Here is a 19,051-nt window from a genome sequence, read left to right as displayed (position 1 = left end):
TTCCCTGTCAGTTATTTCCGTGCGCGCTGGTCCGAAATACGCTCTCGGAGGGGTTGATCATGTCGAAGAACATCCTGGCGAAAGCCGGCGCGTTGCTCCTCGTCGCCGCCTCCGGCACGCTGATGGTCCCGGCCTGCACCATCCACCTCAGGCAAGGAGGCGAGGGCGGAGCCGAGGACACCGAGCCCGCACCCGACGACCCGCTGCCCACGCCCGACGACCCGCTGCCCGCACCCGACGACCCGCTGCCCACGCCCGCGGGCGGCGGCGCAGGGGGGAGCGGCGGATTCACGCCCGAGGAGCAAGAAGCGATCGAGGCCGCGCGAAGGGCGGACCCGGTAGAGCTCGCGCTCACCCAAGCGAAAACCGGGTACGCGGCGTACGCCCTCAGCGGGCTGACGGAATCCCAGATCGTCGATCCTGAAGCCATCGACGAAGAAACGCTGCTGCGCCTCATCGAGGAGAACGCGCCGCTCGCCTGGGAGCTGGCGGAGCAATGGATTGCCTCGCTGGATCCGACGACGCTCTCGTACGGGTACCCGGTCAACGTCGCATGCATGGACCCGCCGTTCTTGTGCAACTCCAACGTCGCATGCGACTTCGCAAAGGTCTGCATCCTCGACGCCTGCGGAGACGGCAAGTGCAAGCCATGCCCGGATACGTGGGGTCTCGGAAACCTCATCACCAGCGGATGGTGCACCTACACCTGCTACGTAGGGAACGACGGCGATATCGTCGGCGCGGCGATCACGTTTCGCCCCAGGATCGGCAGCCACCTCGTCCCATGGGTCAAGCTCTGCAGGGCGAACTAGGAAGGTGGAAGGTCTGGCCATGGATGAGTCGACCGGAGCGCAGGCGCAGTCCAAAGAATGGGCTCAGTGCATGGTGCAGATGGTGAACTGCGCGGGCGCGCTCGCCGCGCCGCGGGTGGCGCAAAGCCTCGGTGCCTCGCCGAGCCGGGAGGAGTTCCTCGGGCTCCTCGATCGGTTCATCGCGCTGAACGGTGAGGAATCGCGGGTGACGATCGGGGACGGGAAGCCGATCCATGAGGTCACGGCGCACGTGCGGACGCTCCGCGCCCTGTGCGAGACGTGGACGCCGTCGCCCGAGGTCCCGGCCGCGATCCGGCAAGCCGCGCGGAGCCTACTCGCCGCGTTCGGCTTCCCCGAGCCGCCCGAGGGCTGGGACGAGCTGGAAGCCCCGCCGGAGGTGCTGCCCGAGCCCGAGAACCCGGACTCACGCCCGCCGCCTACCGAAGCGGAGCTGGCGGCGCGACCGCACCCGTTTGCGTTCGGCGTGGCCATCGGGTGGTGCCAGTATCTCGGGTCACCCAGGATGGTGGCGAAGATCCCGCCCGCGGATCTCCGGTTCCCCGCGGTCGGTCACCTCGACAACATGCTGGCTTTGTTCCGGACCGCCCGCAGCAAGAACGCCGAAGGGCGCGCCTATTTTGCCACGCTGATTCAACGTCTTGAGACCTTGCGCGCGCTCTGCGAGGCGTGGGACGGCGCCGAGGCGCCGCCCGCGCGCGCGCAAGAGGTGGCGCGCGCGGTACACATGCAGCTCCAGCACAAGAGCGATCCACGCGAGTACGACGAGTTCGAGGAAGACGTCGACCCGGTCTACTTGACGATCCCCAAGGTGCGGAGCGAGTAGGTACCGGAGGATACCCGGCGAGCCCAGGAGAGCGGCGCCCGTCGAGCAAATCTCCGCCGCGTCGAACGGATTGCCTCCGGCACCGACCTCCACGTAGTTTACCCGGCTGGGTCGCGCGCCGGTCGACGGCGCGCGACCTTGTCAAGGAGGTCGGTTCATGCCCAAGCAACCTGTGCAAGACCCCACGGACGTCGATCAGCTCTCGGCCGCCCAGATCGAGGAGCGCGTCGAGAAGACGCTCCAGCACATCGAGGCCATCCAGGCGCTCTGGCCTGGTCTGGAGCGGCTCGAGGAGGGCCGGCGCACGCGTAGCGTCGGCCGCAGCCTCGGCGTGCTGGGGCCTCCGCTCGCCAAGCTGTTCGCGCTCTTGCGCCCCAAGGACGGCAAGGACAGCCCGCTCGCGAGATCGTTCCACGTGCTCGGTGACCAGGACGACGGCGATGACCCCGAGCGGTTCGAGGTGGAGCTGCTCGAGCGGCGCCTGAAGCGCGCCCTGGCCCAGCAGAAGGTCGCCGACGCGCTCGAGGACCTGGCACGCCACCTCGACGACGACGTCCTCGCCACCGCCGAGACCGTCATCGGCCCCGGCCTCGCCGCGCTCGACCTGGCGCGCACGATCGCCCGCCAGAACGCGACCTTCCGCGCCATCCTGGCGCCGGTCCTCGACGACTTCCGCGCCATGACCAAGCAGGCGCGCAAGGGGAAGAAGCCCGAGGCGTCGAAGGCTGAGCCTGAGCCACCCAAGGCCGAGGCGCCCAGGCCCGAGCCGTTCTGAGGGCGCCGCGGGCTTGCCCGGGCGGGCCCCCACCGCCGTCGGGCCAGGTGTCTGCCGCGGCTCCGGCGGGGGCCATCCCCCGCGACGCTGCCAGCGCATCAACCGTCGTAGCGCGCCGATGTGAATGGAAGACCGCCCGACTGAAGCGTCCTGCTGCGCGCCTGAACCCAGCTATTCAGCAGAACGAAGCGTCCCTACGGCAATGGCGTCCTCGCCAGACGTCGTGCTGCCATCGTGGTTCCAGCTGATGCCGCCCTTGCCCGGCGGACCGAGCTCGTAGGTGACGCCCTCGAGCGTGAGCCGGTCCTCGTCGACGTAGGCGTCGCCGCCGCGCCCGGGGCCGCCGTAGCCGCCCTCGCCTCCGTAGCCGCCGTCGCCCCCCCGGGGAGGACCAACCCAATCTTTGGGAAGAACTTCGTCAGGACCTCTCGCGTCTGCTGGGTAGTCCAGAATTCGAACTCGGCGACGATCTGGAGCGCGTCGCGGAGGCCGCCGAGTACCGCTGTAGCGTCGGCAGCTTCTTGGGCATCCTGGTACTGCCGCAGGGTCCGTTGCGCCGCTTCCAGCTCAGCGTTGAGCTTGGCGGTCGTGGGGGACGTTCGAGTTCAAGCGCAAGCCCTCGTGCAGCTCAACGATCCGTCGGTTCCCGCCGATCGCCGCGAGCTCGCCAACTTCTCGGAGGTCAAAGGCCATGAGCAGGCGGCGAGACATCGAGGCGCGCGTCCATCCAGCGCGAGCAAACGTCGACCTCAGTCATGCCCACCGTTGGCAAGGCGGCTGACGGTGCTGACCCCGACGAACTCGTCGCCCCTCCTGCTCGACACCCGTGACCCGATCGCACGCGAGATGACGGCGGCGATCCCTGGAGCGCTCGTCCGACCTCAACCTCGACATCGAGGAAGCCCGCGTTTTCGCACGCGGGCAGATCCCGACGGGGTTCGCTGTTCTCTCGGTACGTGCCGTCGAGGCTCTCCTCCGTGACACGCATCCGATGGTCGCCAGCGCCGTCGCGCGCCCCCCCACGGCGAGGAGCCGTCCACGTCATCGTCGTCGTGGGCTCGAACGGCGTCAGGCTGCTCCACCAGCCCGCCATGCCCGTAGCGTCGGGCGGATCCGCCTAGCGGATCGAGTCCAGGAGCGGCTGCGCGGTGATTTCTTCGCAAGCTCCGCGCCACATGGGGTACCTTCGGCGGCCGAATGTCCCGGAACTTGTCGCGCAACCCGTTGCATCGGCGCGCCCTTCTCGGGCAGGAGCCGCAGGTCGCTCGGCGGCGGGGGGAGGCGCTCGGGTGAAGCTGGAGCAGCTCCAGAAGGGGGCACGGGTCTGGGGGCTCGCCGTCGACGGCATCGCCACGGTGAGGTCGATCGAGTTCCACGGCTCGAACACGGCCGAGCTCATCTTCGCCGATGCGCGCGGGGCTCTTCACACGCGCATCGTCTCCCGCGACGACGAACCGTCGCTCGAACTTGTCGAAGGCACACGGCCTTGGTCCTTCGACGCTGATGGCAACCTGTTCCGGCTCGTCTCCGAGGCGCGGAGGATCGAGCTGGCGTGGCTCTTCGACCCGTACGTCGCGATCACCTCGTCGACGATCGAACCACTGCCCCATCAGATCAGCGCCGTGTACGAGGAGATGCTGCCGCGACAGCCGATGCGCTTCCTCCTCGCCGACGATCCGGGCGCCGGCAAGACCATCATGGCCGGGCTCCTCATCAAGGAACTGATGATCCGGGGGGACCTCGAACGCTGCCTCATCATCTCGCCCGGAAGCCTGACGGAGCAGTGGCAGGACGAGCTGGCGGAGAAGTTCAGTCTGGAGTTCGAGATACTCACGCGTGACATGATCGCCGCCGCACGGACGGCGAATCCGTTCGAGTCGAAGAACCTCCTCATCGCGCGGCTCGATCAACTTAGCCGCAATGTCGACGTTAAGGAGCGGCTCAAGGTCGCCCCCGAGTGGGACCTCGTCGTCTGCGACGAGGCCCACCGGATGAGCGGGCACGTCTTCGGCGACGAGATCAAGTACACGAAGCGCTACCAGCTCGGCGAGGTCGTCGGCCAGCACACGCGGAACCTCCTGCTGATGACGGCGACGCCGCACAATGGGAACGACGAGGACTTCCACATCTTCCTTGCCCTCCTCGACGGCGACCGGTTCGCGGGCAGGTTCCGGGAAGGAGAGCACACGGGCGATCCGTCCGACTTGATGCGGCGCCTCGTGAAGGAGGACCTCCTGCGCTTCGACGGCTCGAAGCTCTTCCCCGAGCGCAAGTCGTACACCGCGCAGTACGAGCTGTCGTCCGAGGAGGCCCACCTCTACGCCGAGGTCACCGAGTACGTCCGGACGGAGATGAACCGCGCCGAGCGTTTCGGTGACAAGGAGGCATCCCGAAAGGTCAACATCGGCTTCGCCCTCATGACCCTCCAGCGGCGGCTCGCCTCATCGCCGGAGGCGATCTTCAGGTCGATCCAACGACGCCGTGAGCGGCTTGAAGCTCGGCTCCGCGACGAGAAGCTCGTGCTCCGGGGGAAGAAGGCAGGCGGTTTGCTCTCGGGCGACGGAGGCCCGCAGCTCAACGAGGAGGACATCGACGAGCTTTACGACGAAGCGCCGCAGGACGAGCGCGAGGACGTCGAGCAGAAGGTCATCGACCACGCGACGGCCGCGCGCACGGTCGAGGAGCTACAGGCGGAGATCGTCCGGCTCAAGGACCTCGAACAGCTCGCTAAGAACGCCCATTCGTCGGGCGAGGACACGAAATGGCAGGAGTTGAGCCGCATCCTCGATGACCCGCTGATGCTCGACGAGCAGGGGCACCGGCGGAAGCTCGTCGTCTTCACCGAATTCAAGGACACGTTGATGTACCTCGCGCGGCGGATCCGCACGCGGCTCGGCCGGCCCGAGGCCGTGGTCGAGATCCACGGCGGGGTCACCCGTGATGATCGACGTCGCGTCGTCGAGGCGTTCATGAACGATCCGACGGTGCTCGTCCTCGTCGCCAACGACGCGGCGGGCGAAGGCGTGAACCTCCAGCGCGCCCACCTGATGGTGAACTACGACCTCCCGTGGAACCCGAACCGCCTCGAACAGCGCTTCGGCCGCATCCACCGCATCGGCCAGCGCGAGGTCTGCCACCTTTGGAACCTCGTCGCGAAGGAGACGCGCGAGGGCGACGTGTACATTCGCCTCTTGACCAAGCTGGAGGCCGAACGCGACGCCCTCGGGGGGAAGGTCTTCGACGTCCTCGGGCAGCTCTTCGACAAGAAGCCGCTTCGAGAGCTGCTTATGGAGGCGATCCGCTACGGTGCCGACCCGGCGCGGAAGGCCGAGCTGCTCCGCCAGACCGACGGCGCCGTCGACCACCAGCACATTCTCACGGTCATGGAGCGCCGCGCCCTCGTTCTCAACGAGATGGACATCTCGAAGGTGATGTCGATCCGCGAGGACATGGAGCGGGCGTACGCCCGTCGCCTGCAGCCGCACTTCATCCAGAGCCTCTTCGCGGAGGCGTTTCGCAGGTTGGGTGGGACGATGCACCGCCGCGAAGAGGGGCGCTTCGAGATCACCCACGTGCCCGTGAAGATCCGGGAGCGGGATCGACTCGTTGGCACGGGCGCTCCCGTGCAGGCTCGGTACGAGCGCGTGACATTCGACAAGAAGCACGTCGACGAGCAGCCGCGTGCGCACCTGATATGTCCCGGCAGTCCGCTCCTTGAGGCCACGATCTCCTGCACGCTCGACGAGCACGTCGACGTCCTCAAGCGAGGGACGGTCCTTGTCGACGACGCAGATGGAGGCGTCGTGCCCCGTCTCCTGTTCACGTTGGAGCACGCGGTCCAAGACGGGCGCAAGGGGCGGCATGGCACATACAACGTTGTCTCGCAGAGGTTGGAGTTCGTCGAAGCGATGCCAGACGGCATCTTCCGTCATGCCGGCGCCGCGCCGTACCTCGACTACCGGGGCGCGTCGGAGGCCGAGCGAACGGCGCTCGCCAGCGAGATCGAGACGGCTTGGCTCAAGCAGGACTGGGAAGCGCTGGTCATGAGCTTCGCCATCCAGAACATCGCGCCCCGGCACCTCGAAGACGTGAAGCGCCACCGGCTACCACTCATCGCGAAGGTCGAGGCGGAGGTGAAGTCTCGTCTGATGAAGGAGATCCGGTTCTGGGATGCGCGATCCGAGGAACTGCGAGTGAAGGAACGCGCGGGGAAGAAGACCAAGTTGCCCGCGCAGGTCGCCGAAGAGCGCGCGAATCGCCTTGGTGATCGGTTGAAGACCCGGATGGCGCAGCTCCAAGCGGAGCGCGCGTTCATGGTACAGCCCCCGCTCTTGAAGGGTGGGGCTCTCGTCGTGCCGCGAGGTCTTCTGGCCAAGCTCGGGATCGGAGGGGGACCGGCCAAGCCGATCGAGACCGACGCTGATCGCGAGCTGACGGAGCGCCTCGCCATGGAGGCGGTCATGGCCGCCGAACGTGCGCTCGGACGCGAGCCCCGCGACGTGCACCTCGAACCCGGCCTCGGCTACGACATCGAGTCGAAGGACCTCCGGACAGGAAACCTGTTCTTCATCGAGGTCAAGGGACGCCTCGCTGGTAGCGAAGACGTCTGCCTTCAGCGCAGTCAGATCCTCTGCGCGCTTAACGCGCCGGACCGCTTCCGGCTCGCCGTCGTCCTCATCGAGAACGGCGTCGCTCGATCACCTCTCTACGTGACCCACTTCGACTTCGGGCAGCCCGGCTTCGCCCAGACGAACGCCACTTACGCGCTGTCTCAGATCCTCGCCGCCGGAGGCCCCCCGCGATGAGAACGACGTACAGGAAGAAGCTCATCGAGGTCGCGCTGCCGCTAGAGGCGATCAACGCTGCCTCGGCTCGCGAGAAGTCGATCCGACACGGGCATCCCTCGACCCTCCACCTGTGGTGGGCTCGTCGTCCGCTGGCAGCTGCACGAGCCGTGCTGTTCGCGCAGCTCGTCGATGACCCGTCGTCGTGGCCAGAGCTGTTCCCCACCGAGGAAACTCAGAACCACGAGCGGCAGCGCCTCTTCCGGCTGATCGAAGACCTCGTCCAGTGGGAGAATTCGAGCGACGAGGAGATCATCAACGCGGCACGCCTCGAAATCGCTCGGAGCCATGCGCGCTCGTCGAACTCGCCGAAGGCCAAGGCTGTCTTGAAGGAGGGCGTGAAGCCGAGCGTCGTGAACGAGTATCTCGCGACCGAGCTGCCGCCCGTTCATGACCCGTTCGCTGGCGGAGGCTCGATACCGCTCGAAGCGCAGCGCCTTGGGCTCCGTGCCATTGCCAGTGACCTCAATCCCGTCGCCGTGATGATCAACAAGGCGCTAATCGAGATCCCACCGAAGTTCGCAGGCATTGCACCGGTGAATCCCGAAGCTCGGGCGAATGGCAAGCTCCGCACATGGCGGGGAGCCGAAGGACTCGCAGAAGACGTCCGTTACTACGGAGCTTGGATGCGCGAGCAGGCCAAGAAGCAGATTGGCCACTTGTATCCCGACGCGCAGCTTCCAAAGGAGCATGGCGGTGGTAAGGCGAAGGTGATCGCATGGATCTGGGCGCGAACCGTGGCCTGTCCCAACCCAGCGTGCGGCGTTCACGCGCCTCTGCTCAAGTCCTTTAGGCTCTCGGGCAAGGGCGACGGTGTCGTCGCGACTCTGAGTCGCTCCCCGCGACGCATCATGTTCCGGATTGACGGCAAGTCGTCCCCTGAAGGCGGAACCGTTGACCGCCGAGGCGCGAAGTGCATTGCCTGCGGCGCGACCATCCCGCTCGATCACGTGCGTGCCGAGGCGAGTGCTGGACGGATGGGCGCTCAGCTTGTCGCTCAGGTGGTCGAGGGGGCCAAGAAGCGGGTGTATCTCGCGCCAGACGAGCGCGCCGAGCAGGCGGCGCTGTGCGCTAAGGAAACGTATTGGGAGCCCAATGCGGACCTTCCGCACGAGGCCCTCGGCTTCCGAGTCCAGCGCTATGGGATGCGGAGCTACGGCGCCCTCTTCTCTAAGCGCCAACTCGTGGCGCTCTCGTGCTTCTCACGCCTAACCGGAGAGGTCGCCCGTGAGGCACGGGCCGCAGGCGCATCCGAGGAGTATGCACGGGCCCTTGCCACGTATCTCGCTTTCGCGGTGGATAAGGCTGCGAACTACTGGTCGACACTCTGCTCGTGGTACGTGAACAAGGAGATCATGGTGAGCACGTTCGGCTTGCCGACGCTCTCAATGGTCTGGGACTACGCGGAGGCGAATCCGTTCAGCGACTCGTCAGGCAATTGGCTCGTCGGAGTCGCTCAGGCAGCCGAAGCGCTGGAGGGGCTCGTCCTCAGCGTGACCCCCGGCGTGGCTCGCCAAGCAGACGTCAGCCAAGCGTTCGCAGCCGGCGATGTCGCGATCGTTCAGAGTGATCCGCCATACTACGACAACATCGGCTACGCCAACCTTTCGGACTTCTTCTACGTGTGGCTCAGGCGCTCCCTCTCCTCATTCTGGGGCGACGTGTTCCATACAGTGCTTACGCCGAAGACCGACGAGCTGATCGCTGAACCGGGGCGATTCAACGGCGACAGGGAGGCTGCCACGAGGTTCTTCGAGAACGGGCTGCAGCGGGCGTTCACGGTGCTTCGCCAGCACGCGACGAGCGACTGCCCTATCGCGATCTACTACGCCTTCAAGCAGCAGGAAGTGGAGAGCGATGATACCTCCTCAACCGGTGCGGCAGTCGCGTCTTCCGGCTGGGACAAGATGCTGTCCGCTCTGCTGGGAGCTGGGTTTCAGGTTGATGGCACGTGGCCGGTCCGTACCGAGCAGCCGGGTGGACTTCGCGAGGCCCGGCGCAATGCGCTCGCGTCCTCAATCGTCCTTGTTTGCCGGTCGCGTCCCCAAGAAGGAGCTTCGACGACGCGAGGCGAGTTCCGTCGGATGCTCCGCAAGGAGCTTCCGGATGCTCTGAAGAAGCTTCAGCAGGGCAATATCGCTCCCGTCGACGTCGCGCAGGCGTCGATCGGTCCGGGCATGGCGATCTTCTCACGGCACAAAGCGGTACTCGAAGCCGATGGTTCTCCGATGACCGTCCGGGCGGCGCTCCAGCTCATCAACGAGGTCCTCGACGAGTACCTCGCGTCCGGTGAAGGTGACTTCGACGCCGACACGCGCTTTGCGATCACCTGGTACGAGCAGCACGGGTGGGCAGCCGGTTCGTTCGGCGAAGCCGAGACGCTCGCGAAGGCGAGGAACGTCTCGGTCAGCGGCGTCGTCGAAGCGGGTATCTGTCACAGCGCTGCGGGCAAGGTGCGGATACTCAAGCGGCCGGAGATGCGCCCGCTCGACTACGACCCCACGAAGGACGAGCGCCCAACCATCTGGGAGTTCACCCAGCACATGATCCGGGTCCTCGAAGACGAGGGCGAGGAGGCGGCAGCGCGGCTGCTGAAGAAGCTTGGGTCGGCGGCGGATGCGACGCGCGAGCTCGCGTACCGCCTCTACAACACGTGCGAGCGCAAGAAATGGTCGGAGGACGCGCGCGCATACAACGGTCTGATCCTCGCATGGCCGGAGCTGGAGAAGCTCTCGGCCACCCTGGGCGACGGGCCGCTCCCCGCTGCGCCGAGCGAGGGCGGGAAGAAGGCGGCAAAGACCAAGAAGGCACCCAAGGCGCAAACTCGCCTCTTCCAAGGAGATGACGACGCATGATGTCGACTCGCGATCGTGTGCGGAAGGCGCTCGACCACGTGCGGGAGGGCCTTAGGCCCTTTGTCGAACGCGAGATGCGCTCGAAGCTCGGGACGAAGTGGCAGGACGAGGCGCGATACCGTCTGAGCTTGCAGACGGGCCGGGACGGTTCGCCGAACTGGGATACGCAGGCGCTCCTCAAAGCGATCGGCCACGAGTTCTGGAACGACGTCTTCAAGTCGTCACTACAGCAGGTGGACAGGAACTATGCCATTGAATTGAAGGACGTTCGCAACAAGCACGCGCATGACGAGGCGTTCACGAACGACGACGCCTACCGCTCGATCGACACGGCGCAGCGGCTCCTCGAAGCGATCCACGCGAGCGCGCAGGCGGAGGAGTGCGGCAAGTTGAAGCGCGAGCTACAACAGGTCGTCCTCGCGGAGCATAAGTCGATCGAGGCAACGAGCCCGCTCGCGATCGAGATGGCGACGAAAGCCGGGCTCAAACCCTGGCGCGAGATCGTCACGCCCCATCGCGACGTGGCCTCCGGCCGGTACATGCAGGCGGAGTTCGCAGCCGATCTTGCGCAGGTCCATCGCGGCGAGGGGAGTGAGGAGTACCGCGAGCCTGTTGAGTTCTTCCGCCGAACCTACCTGACGGCCGGCCTTAAGGACCTCCTGGTCGGCGCTCTTCAGAGAATCGCGGGGACGGGCGGAGATCCCGTCGTCGAGCTTCAGACGAACTTCGGCGGCGGCAAGACCCACTCGATGCTGGCGCTCTTCCACCTCTTCGGTGCTCCAAAGGGGAAGCTCCCCGGCGTCGATGAGGTCCTCGCCGAGGCGAAGCTTAAAGATTTGCCGAGAGCCCGTCGCGCCGTTCTCGTCGGCACGGCGCTCTCTCCGAGCGAGGAGAGCAAGAAGCCGGACGGGGTCGTCGTCAGGACAATTTGGGGCGAGCTTGCCTGGCAGCTCGGTAACGCGGCCGGCGGGAAGGGCAAAGAGGCGTACAAGCTCGTCGCCGAGTCGGACGCGAAGGCGACGAGCCCCGGCTCGAAGGTGCTCGTCGACTTGTTCCGCAAGTACGGCCCCGCCCTCGTCCTCATCGACGAATGGGTCGCCTACGCGCGGCAGGTCGTCGGAAAGCGGGATCTTCCGTCGGGTGACTTCGAGGCGCAGACGTCGTTCGCCCAGGCGCTCACCGAGGCGGCGAAGGCAGCCGAGAAGACGCTGGTAGTGGCGTCCATCCCGGCATCGAAGATCGAGATCGGCGGCGAGAACGGGGAGCTTGCGTTGGAGACGCTGAAGAACGTCTTCACGCGCGTCGGCAAGCCCTGGCGACCTGCAAGCGCCGACGAGGGTTTCGAGATCGTTCGGCGCCGCCTCTTCGAGCCCATCGAGGGGAAGGAGAACATCACGGCTCGCGAGGCCGTCGTCCGGGCGTTCGTGAAGATGTACAAGGACTCGGCGGACGACTTCCCGCTCGGCTGCGGGGAGAAGGCGTACGAGCGGGACCTCACGAACGCCTACCCGATCCACCCGGAGCTGTTCCGGCGCCTTTACGACGACTGGTCGACGCTGGACAAATTCCAGCGGACCCGTGGCGTCCTGCGTCTGCTCGCCAAGGTGGTGCATCGCCTCTGGGAGAGCCAGGACGCGAGCCTGATGATCATGCCGTCGAGCGTTCCGATCTACGACGGCGCCGTTCGCTCCGAACTGACCCGCTACCTCCCCGACGTCTGGGAGCCGATCATCTCGCAGGACGTCGACGGCGAGCACTCGCTGCCACTCGAACTCGATCGCGCGTCCCCGAACCTCGGGAAGGTCTCGGCCTGCCGTCGGGTCGCGCGCACCCTCTACATGGGAACCGCGCCCGGCGCCGACCACAAGAACCCCGGCATCGACGATCGGCGCGTGCGACTCGGCTGTGTACAGCCAGGCGAAGCCATCGCGACGTTCGGCGACGCCCTTCGCCGGATCAGCGACCGCGCGAAGTACATACACCAGGACGGCAACCGCTACTGGATCTCGACGAAGGCAAACCTGAACCGGCTCGCCGAGGACCGGGCGAGCACAAACCTTCGCGATCCGGAGACGCTCTATGCCGAGATCGTCTCCCGCATCCAGCGTGACGCGAAGAAGCGCGGCCTCTTCGCCGCCGTCCACACATGCCCGGAAACGAGCGCCGACGTTGCCGACGAGTCGTCGGCCCGTTTGGTGATCCTCTCGCCGAAGCAGCCCCATAAAAAGGGCCAGACCGGCAAGGACGATGCGAGTGCGGCCGTCGCGACCGCCAGGTCTATCTTGGAGAGCAAGGGCACCGGGCCGAGGCTCGAACGGAACTGCCTCCTCTTCCTCGCTCCCGACTTGAAGGACCTCGACGGCGTCCTCAACGCCGCCGCCCACTACCTCGCGTGGAAGTCGATCCAGAACGAAGCGACGCCCCTCAACCTCGACAAGTTCCAGGAGAACCAGGTCGCGACCAAGGTGAAGGAGTTCGACAGCACGATCGACGTTCGTCTCCAGGCCACCTACGCATGGGGGCTCGCTCCGCGGCAGGCGGACCCGACGTCCGAGATCGAGTGGGAGGACTTCAAGGTCCGCGAGGGCGGCTCGCTCGCCGAGCGCGCAAGCGCCTGCTTCGAGAAAGAGTGGGTGCTCCGCACCAAGTTGAACGGAGTCGAGCTACGCGGTCTGCTCGACAAGCACCTGTGGGCCGAACGAGACCACGTCACGGTGGGCCAACTTGCCGAGTGGTTTGCTCGCTACCTCTATCTGCCGCGCATTACGAACCGAGCCGTCCTGGAGACCGCCGTGCAAGATGGCGCCTCGGTAATTGCGGCGGACGACACGTTCGCGGTCGCCGCGGCGTTCGACGAGGGGAAGAAGCGGTACAGCGGGCTGCGCGTCGCCGAGGGAGCCGTCGCCGTCGTCGATCGCACGACGCTGGTGGTGAAGCCGGCCGTCGCCCGCGCTCAACGGGAGCGAGAGCAAGGCCCCTCCGCGACAGGAGGCCGGCATGACAGCGGGCAGGCGCCCGAGCCTGGAGACGGAGCGCCGCTCTCTCCGAAGATGCCGGTTCCACCGGCGCCGAAGCTGCCGCCGAATGCCTTCGTGGGATCCGTGAAGATCGATCCGACGCGGGTCGTGAAGGACGCCGGTCGCGTCGTTGTCGAGGTCCTAGAGCACCTGTCGACCCTCCCCGACGCGGAGGTCGAGGTGACACTGGAGATGCGAGTCCGCGTGCCCGAAGGGATCAAGGAGGCCGCCGTTCGCACCGTGAGCGAGAACACGAAGACACTGAAGTTTCAAACCGCCGCGTTCGAGCGGGAGTAGCCGATGCCGTTTCGCCCTCTCCCGGAACCTGACGGCCTGCCGTCGGGCGAGCAAGGCCGAATCGGCCCATCTTCTCACGGCGCAATCGGCTGGGCTGCCATCACGTGAGGCGATGCCGTCGCGGCGGCCCCGCCGAGCAGTCCCAAGGCCACGGCGACGAGCCAGCACAGCCATTGTGAGCGAGACCAGACCGGACGCCGCTGCACGCGTCCAACCCGGGCGATCGCGTAGTGTACCGCCACTGCCACCAGCGCAGCCGCCACGGCTCGACCTCCGACACCTCGCAGGGTGAACGCCCCACCCGTCGCGGACACCAGTGCGTCACAGGCGAATGCAAACCCAAACGCGCTCAACAGCAGCCCGAGGTCCAAGCCCCGACTACTGTCGGGCAGCGGTTCCAGGACACCTCGCCGACGAGCTTCGAGGACCCCGGCGAGAACACGCCCATCGGCCTCCCGGTTTCGCCACGCCACGACAACGTAGTGCGATACCGCGACCGCGGCGGCTGCGATACCTATCGATAGCATTGCAGCGTACACGATGACGATGTTCAACTTCGCCTCCTAACAGTTGGTGATGATGGCGTCGATGCTCAGGATTTCTGCTGCTCCGGCACCGATCGCGCCACCGATGACGCGTGCCTTCTCTGCGAAAGTGGTCGCACCGACCAGCAATCTGGCTGCCTCGCGCACCCCACCGACAGCAATCACGAACTGACGGAGCTTCACGACCTTCGCCACAGGAACCGCCACGCTGACAACCACAACCGTGATTGCCGCTGCGCACTTCGTCACCTTCCGAGCGTTGCTATCTCGCTCAAGAGATGCGCCGGTGCTCCTGGTGGAAGCAGCATCCGTGCTCTCCTCGGCGACCACGCTTTCCATCCGCGACTCACCCTCCCGGATTTCTGCATGTGCGGTTGCAGGCAACGCTACGAGCGCCAACGCAAGGTACCACGAACGTCGAACAACGCACTTCTTCGCCATGATCGCCCTCTGTCGCATGACCGTATTTGCCTCGAAAGCAGGCGCACGCACTCGAGAAGATAGTGCGGACCGAGCAGACGTCGACAGTCGACTCACGGGCTGCTGGACATCGTCGCCATCGCCAGCCTCGGCGCGACCTGCGGGTCGGAGGGCTGAGACGACTCTGTCGTTTCGGTGAGCGCAAGCACGGTTGGCTGGAGGCGCTCCTGGACTTCCGGCAGGCATCCCGCACGCTGATCAAGGAGAGCGCGCTCGCCAGGTCGTTCCACGTGCTCGGGAACCAGGACGACGGCGACGATCCCGAGCGGGTCGAGGTGCGCTGCTCGAGCGGCGGCTGAAGCGTGCCCAGGCTCAGCAGAAGGGCGCCGATGCGCTCGAGGACCTGGCGCGCCACCTCGACGATGACGTCCTCGCCGCCGCCGAGCTGGTCATCGCCCCGGGCCTCGCCGCGCTCGACCTGGCGCGCACGATCGCCCGCCAGAACGCGAGCTTCCGCGCGATCCTGGCGCCGGTCCTCGACCGACTTCCGGGCGATGACCAAGCACGCGCGCAAGGGGAAGAAGCCCGAGGCGCCGAAGGCTGAGCAGGCGCCCGAGCCGATCTGATAGCGCCGCGGGCTTGCCCAGGCGGCCCCCGCCGTCCAGATCTAGCACATGGCAATGGCCCGGCGGGTGAGGCGTCCTCCCACGCCGGCGCTGCCGTCCGTTGACCCCAGACCGACGTTCCTTCACTGCCCCGCGAGGTATCCGGCGATACCTTGGCAGGTATCCGGCGATACCCGGCGAGGTATCGCCGGATGCCTCGCCAGGCAGCATCCGGTACGCCGCCAGGCATCCGCCGCGCACCCTCACCGTACTCCTGGCTATCAGTGCGGCGGCGAACGCCGTCTCGTCAGTACTCGACGTCCTGCTTGAAGATGAGCTCCGAGGACGGCGACTCGGGATTCGCGGTCTTCTCGAGACTGATGACGAGCTCGAACCGGGTGAGCGGCACGCTCACGTCCTTGAGCTTGCCGGTGCGGGCATCGGGGTCGAAGTTGAGCGCGCCGATCCGCTGCCAGGGCGAGTCGCTGTCCGGGCGCGCCCAGACGACGTAGGCGGTGCTGCTCGAGTCGAGGCGATCGGGCGGCGGGAGGTCCTTCGCGTTGATGTCGAGGCGGGTCATGGCCGCGTCGAAATTGACGTCGGCGATGATCACGGCGTCCGCGCCCGGCGCCTTCCCCATGCCCTGCGGCGTGTAGCGCAGCGGGCCGCCGCAGCCCGCCATCAGCGCGCACGCAAACGCCACGACAGCGAGCCGCAGCACCCTGGAAACATGTCCTCTCATCTCGGTAGCTCCTCCTTCGTCCCTCTGCTGCGGGCGAAGACGCCTCGCGAACCGCCAGCACCGGCCGGCGGCCGAAACAGCCGCGGCATCATAGCCGCTTTCGGCCACGCCGACGGCGCTCGACGCAGCAGGAGGCGGCCTGGCCCGCCGGACGTGCTCGACACGCCGCCGCCTCGCGCGTCCCGCCGCCTCGCGCGTCCCGCCGCCTCGCGCGTCCCGCCGCCTCGCGCGCCCGGCCGGCGAGGCGCCGTCCGCGAGGCAGTCCAGGCCCCCAGCGTCGGGGAACGGTGCGGATCGGACGGATCGCATGGCGGAGCGCCGCCCATAGACTAAAGTCTCGAAATCGAGATGGATTTGGCACACACACGGCTCGGAGCGCGGGGCGACCGCTGGTCGACCGGGCGCGGAGTCCTCGATATTCGAACGCCCGCATCCGACGTCGTGACGAGGCGCCTCGAGGGGTACGCGTCGCTCGATCTCATCGAGCCGGCGATCAGGCACCTGGAGACCCTCGTCGAGGCGGGCGTGCACCCGGTCGTGTTCGACGATTTCGAGCTCGGCACCGGCTATGACAGCGACGTCCGGGCCAGGCTCACGGCGTGGCACCTGCGGAACCCCGGCAAGCTGAGGGAGGTCCATATCCTCGTGCGGCCGGGGCTCGTCGCCATGGGCGTCACGGTCGCCAACCTCGCCACGGGCGGCCGCTTCAACGTGTACACCGACCGCTCCGCGTTCGAATGGGCGCTCGCTGGCGTGCTGACGACGAGGATCACGGCGGGGCCCGCCTCGTCGGTTCGCGCGCCGTCCCCGCGCTGACGAGCGCCCCCGGGGCGCGCGGATAGGCGGATCGCGCGCCCTCGACCCGAGCTCAGGGGTGCTGCACGGCCCCGTTCGCCGGAGCACCCCTGGCGCCGAGCGTGATCTCGCTCATCCGCTCCGGGTGCTTTCCTTCGATGCCATCGTAGTGATGGCGGATCGCCGCCATGTCGGCCTCGATGTCGCCCGTCGGGTGGAACACGTGGAGGATCCCGCCTCGCTTCCGGGGAAAGTCGAGGTATCCGAGGAGGATCGGGACGCCGGCGCCGAGCGCGACGTAGTAGAAGCCCGTCTTCCAGCGCTTCGTGCGCGAGCGCGTGCCCTCGGGCGCGATGACCAGGATGAGCTCGTCGCGCTCCTTCAGCACGTCGACCACGGCCGCGACGAGGTTGTTCCTGTCGCGGCGGTCGACGGGGACGCCGCCAAGCCACTTGAAGAAGAAGCCGAACGGCGGCTCGAAGAGGGTGTGCTTGCCGAGCCAGGAGAACTCGAGGTCGAGCACGTAGCTGACCGCGAGCGTGAACGGGAAATCCCAGTTCGAGGTGTGGGGCGCCGCGATGATCACCGCCTTCGACGGGAGCTCCGTGATGCCGTCCACGCGCCAGCCGAACACAGACAACCAGGTGCGGCCGACGAACCGGCGAATGGCGCGGCGCGCGGCGAAAAAGCGTGGAGCGGGTGCGTTCGGCATGGAGGACCTCGACGGTAAGCAGCCGGAGGTTCGTCGCTGCCCGGGTGGAAGTCACGTCACCTTTCCGTCATCCCGCGCCGCGGCTCGCGCGCATGAGAAGCATGGCGCGGTGAGCGTGTCGCGCGCCGCGTCGCGCGCGGTGTCGCGCCCAGAGCCACCGCCGGAGAGCGCGGCCGCGTGTCGCGCTCGCCGCGACGTCCGATCAGCACCGCTCGATCAACGCCGTTCGATCAACGCCGTTCGATTCCGTGCGGCTTGCCCTCGCCGTAGCCCGCCAGCGTCTGCACCCCGATGGCGGCCTTGTCGTGGAGCTCGTCCAGGTTCGCCGCGCCGGCGTAGGTGCACGCCGACTGCACGCCGGTGATCATCTCGATCAGGATGGCGCCGACGCTCTCGCGCCCCTCGTGGATGTAGATCCGTGACGTCGAGATGCCCTCGCGGAAGAAGGCCTTCTTGGCGCGCTCGAACGCGTCGAGGTCGGCGGTGCGCTCGCTGACCGCGCGGGCGCTCGCCATGCCGTAGTTCTCCTTGTAGAGCAGCCCGTCGCGGTCCTCCATGACGTCGCCTGGGCTCTCGTACGTGCCGGCGAGCGTCGTCCCGACCATGACACGCGAGGCGCCGGCGGCGAGGTAGAGCGCCACGTCGCGCGGGTGACGGACGCCGCCGTCGGCCCAGACGCGCTTGCCGTGGCGGCGCGCCTCGCGGGCGCACGCGAGCACCGAGGAGAACGTCGGCCGGCCGGCGCCGGTCTGCATGCGCGTCGTGCACATCGCGCCGGGGCCGACGTTCACCTTCACGATGCCGGCGCCCGCCTCGATGAGAGCCCGCGTGCCCTCCGCCGTGCAGACGTTGCCGGCCACGAGCGGGACGGCGTCGCCGACGGCGCTCCGCACCGCGCGGATCGCCTCGATCATCCGGCGCTGGTGGCCGTGCGCGGTGTCGAGCACGATCGCGGAGACGCCGATCTCGATCAGGCGCGCGGCGCTCTGGGCCGCCTGCGCGGAGATCCCGATCGCCGCCGCGACCATGAGCTCGCCGCCGCCGTCGAGCGTCGGCTTCAGCAGCTCGAGGCGAACGGCGTCGTCGCGCGTCAGCACGCCGTGGAGCCGCCCGTCCCCGTCGAGCACGGGGACCGCCTTCACGCGGGCGTCCTCCATCAGCAGGAAGGCGGTCCGGTTCGGCGTGCCGACCGGGATGGTGATGAGGCGCGACGACATGAGCGCGGACGCGGGCGTGTACTGGTCCCGGTCGCGCAGGTCGGCGTGGGTGACGATGCCGATCGGCCGCCGCTCGTCGTCGACCACGACCACCATGTCGTGCGATCGCTTGCGGATGATGCCGTGCACGTCGCGGAGCGTCGCCCGCGGGGAGACCGAGAGGGGCGTGTCGTAACGCGGGTCGGCGCGCTTGATGTGGCGGACGATGCGCTCGACGGTGTCGAGATCCATGTCCTGCGGGAGCACGCCGAGGCCGCCGAAGCGGGCCATCGTCTCCGCCATCCGCTTGCCGGTGACCGCGTTCATGTTCGCCGAGACGATCGGGTGCGAGCCGCCAGGGAAGTCCGCCGGGCGCAGGTCGGTCTCCAGGCGGGAGCCGCCAGCGAAGTAGCCGGGGGTCAGGAACACGTCTTCGAGGGCGAGCTCCAGGCTCTCGTCATGCTCGGGGTGGAGAAAGCGCATGCACAGCTCCGAGGAAGGGGGATGGCGCCGCGAAGGCGGCGCGGCGCGCGCCAGTCTAGTGCCTGACGGTTGGGCGGGGTCGACGCTGGTTGCGCGACGGGCGCCCTCC

12 protein-coding genes are annotated in these 19,051 nt (G+C 67.4%); 7 read left to right on the top strand and 5 right to left on the bottom strand.

Going from position 1 to position 19,051, the window contains the following annotated elements; translation table 11 throughout:
• Window positions 1-59 precede the first annotated feature (59 nt).
• The 6 genes from WMF14_RS05990 to WMF14_RS05965 all read left to right on the top strand — a co-directional run bounded on the left by WMF14_RS05990 (window position 60) and on the right by WMF14_RS05965 (window position 13,444).
• Window positions 60-812 carry a hypothetical protein gene (locus WMF14_RS05990; protein ID WP_437799221.1) on the top strand — a complete coding sequence of 251 codons (753 nt, stop codon included), beginning with the start codon at window positions 60-62 and terminating at the stop codon, window positions 810-812.
• Between the two features lie 19 nt (window positions 813-831).
• The gene (locus WMF14_RS05985) at window positions 832-1,656 is read left to right on the top strand and encodes a hypothetical protein (RefSeq protein WP_437799220.1); all 825 of its coding nucleotides are present in this window, start codon (window positions 832-834) and stop codon (window positions 1,654-1,656) included.
• 157 nt (window positions 1,657-1,813) lie between these two features.
• Window positions 1,814-2,431 carry a hypothetical protein gene (locus tag WMF14_RS05980; protein ID WP_437799219.1) on the top strand — a complete coding sequence of 206 codons (618 nt, stop codon included), beginning with the start codon at window positions 1,814-1,816 and terminating at the stop codon, window positions 2,429-2,431.
• 1,289 nt (window positions 2,432-3,720) lie between these two features.
• A complete protein-coding gene (locus WMF14_RS05975; RefSeq protein ID WP_437799218.1) occupies window positions 3,721-7,236 on the top strand; it encodes a helicase-related protein in 3,516 nt (1,171 codons plus the stop codon).
• Window positions 7,233-10,130 carry a DUF1156 domain-containing protein gene (locus WMF14_RS05970; RefSeq protein ID WP_437799217.1) on the top strand — a complete coding sequence of 966 codons (2,898 nt, stop codon included), beginning with the start codon at window positions 7,233-7,235 and terminating at the stop codon, window positions 10,128-10,130. The genes WMF14_RS05975 and WMF14_RS05970 overlap by 4 nt, the downstream gene beginning before the upstream one ends.
• Complete coding sequence (locus tag WMF14_RS05965; RefSeq protein ID WP_437799216.1) at window positions 10,127-13,444, top strand: Swt1 family HEPN domain-containing protein; 3,318 nt, start codon at window positions 10,127-10,129, stop codon at window positions 13,442-13,444. The genes WMF14_RS05970 and WMF14_RS05965 overlap by 4 nt, the downstream gene beginning before the upstream one ends.
• A gap of 74 nt (window positions 13,445-13,518) precedes the next feature.
• Here WMF14_RS05965 and WMF14_RS05960 read toward each other — a convergent pair whose 3' ends face one another.
• From WMF14_RS05960 to WMF14_RS05950, 3 genes are all read right to left on the bottom strand, one after another.
• Window positions 13,519-13,998, bottom strand: a complete 480-nt coding sequence (locus WMF14_RS05960) for a hypothetical protein (protein ID WP_437799215.1) — start codon at window positions 13,996-13,998, stop codon at window positions 13,519-13,521.
• A 9-nt stretch (window positions 13,999-14,007) separates the two neighbouring features.
• Window positions 14,008-14,430: a hypothetical protein gene (locus WMF14_RS05955; protein WP_437799214.1), complete on the bottom strand. Its 423-nt coding sequence runs from the start codon at window positions 14,428-14,430 to the stop codon at window positions 14,008-14,010.
• Between the two features lie 891 nt (window positions 14,431-15,321).
• Entirely contained in the window at window positions 15,322-15,756 is a 435-nt protein-coding gene (locus WMF14_RS05950; protein ID WP_437799213.1) for a hypothetical protein, read from the bottom strand.
• Between the two features lie 441 nt (window positions 15,757-16,197).
• Between WMF14_RS05950 and WMF14_RS05945 the strand changes: the two genes are divergently transcribed.
• On the top strand, window positions 16,198-16,572 hold the full coding sequence (locus tag WMF14_RS05945; protein ID WP_437799212.1) for a hypothetical protein: 375 nt from the start codon (window positions 16,198-16,200) through the stop codon (window positions 16,570-16,572).
• A gap of 52 nt (window positions 16,573-16,624) precedes the next feature.
• Here the strand turns inward: WMF14_RS05945 and WMF14_RS05940 are convergent, their stop codons facing one another.
• Together WMF14_RS05940 and WMF14_RS05935 are read right to left on the bottom strand one after the other, a co-directional pair.
• Complete coding sequence (locus WMF14_RS05940) at window positions 16,625-17,263, bottom strand: lysophospholipid acyltransferase family protein (RefSeq protein WP_437799211.1); 639 nt, start codon at window positions 17,261-17,263, stop codon at window positions 16,625-16,627.
• Between the two features lie 230 nt (window positions 17,264-17,493).
• A complete protein-coding gene (locus tag WMF14_RS05935) occupies window positions 17,494-18,942 on the bottom strand; it encodes a GuaB1 family IMP dehydrogenase-related protein (protein ID WP_437799210.1) in 1,449 nt (482 codons plus the stop codon).
• Window positions 18,943-19,051: the final 109 nt, after the last annotated feature.

This window comes from Sorangium sp. So ce693 (assembly GCF_051521375.1).
Taxonomy (GTDB): Bacteria; Myxococcota_A; Polyangia; order Polyangiales; family Polyangiaceae; genus Sorangium; species Sorangium atrum.
The sequence above is the reverse complement of the archived record's forward strand: the minus strand, read 5'-3'. Positions and strand labels throughout refer to the sequence as shown.

Coding starts and splice junctions, on each gene's coding strand:
- WMF14_RS05935 (WP_437799210.1), bottom strand. CDS start 18,942: ATGCGCTTTCTCCACCCCGAGCATGACGAGAGCCTGGAGCTCGCCCTC.
- WMF14_RS05950 (WP_437799213.1), bottom strand. CDS start 15,756: ATGAGAGGACATGTTTCCAGGGTGCTGCGGCTCGCTGTCGTGGCGTTT.
- WMF14_RS05990 (WP_437799221.1), top strand. CDS start 60: ATGTCGAAGAACATCCTGGCGAAAGCCGGCGCGTTGCTCCTCGTCGCC.
- WMF14_RS05985 (WP_437799220.1), top strand. CDS start 832: ATGGATGAGTCGACCGGAGCGCAGGCGCAGTCCAAAGAATGGGCTCAG.
- WMF14_RS05980 (WP_437799219.1), top strand. CDS start 1,814: ATGCCCAAGCAACCTGTGCAAGACCCCACGGACGTCGATCAGCTCTCG.
- WMF14_RS05965 (WP_437799216.1), top strand. CDS start 10,127: ATGATGTCGACTCGCGATCGTGTGCGGAAGGCGCTCGACCACGTGCGG.
- WMF14_RS05955 (WP_437799214.1), bottom strand. CDS start 14,430: ATGGCGAAGAAGTGCGTTGTTCGACGTTCGTGGTACCTTGCGTTGGCG.
- WMF14_RS05940 (WP_437799211.1), bottom strand. CDS start 17,263: ATGCCGAACGCACCCGCTCCACGCTTTTTCGCCGCGCGCCGCGCCATT.
- WMF14_RS05970 (WP_437799217.1), top strand. CDS start 7,233: ATGAGAACGACGTACAGGAAGAAGCTCATCGAGGTCGCGCTGCCGCTA.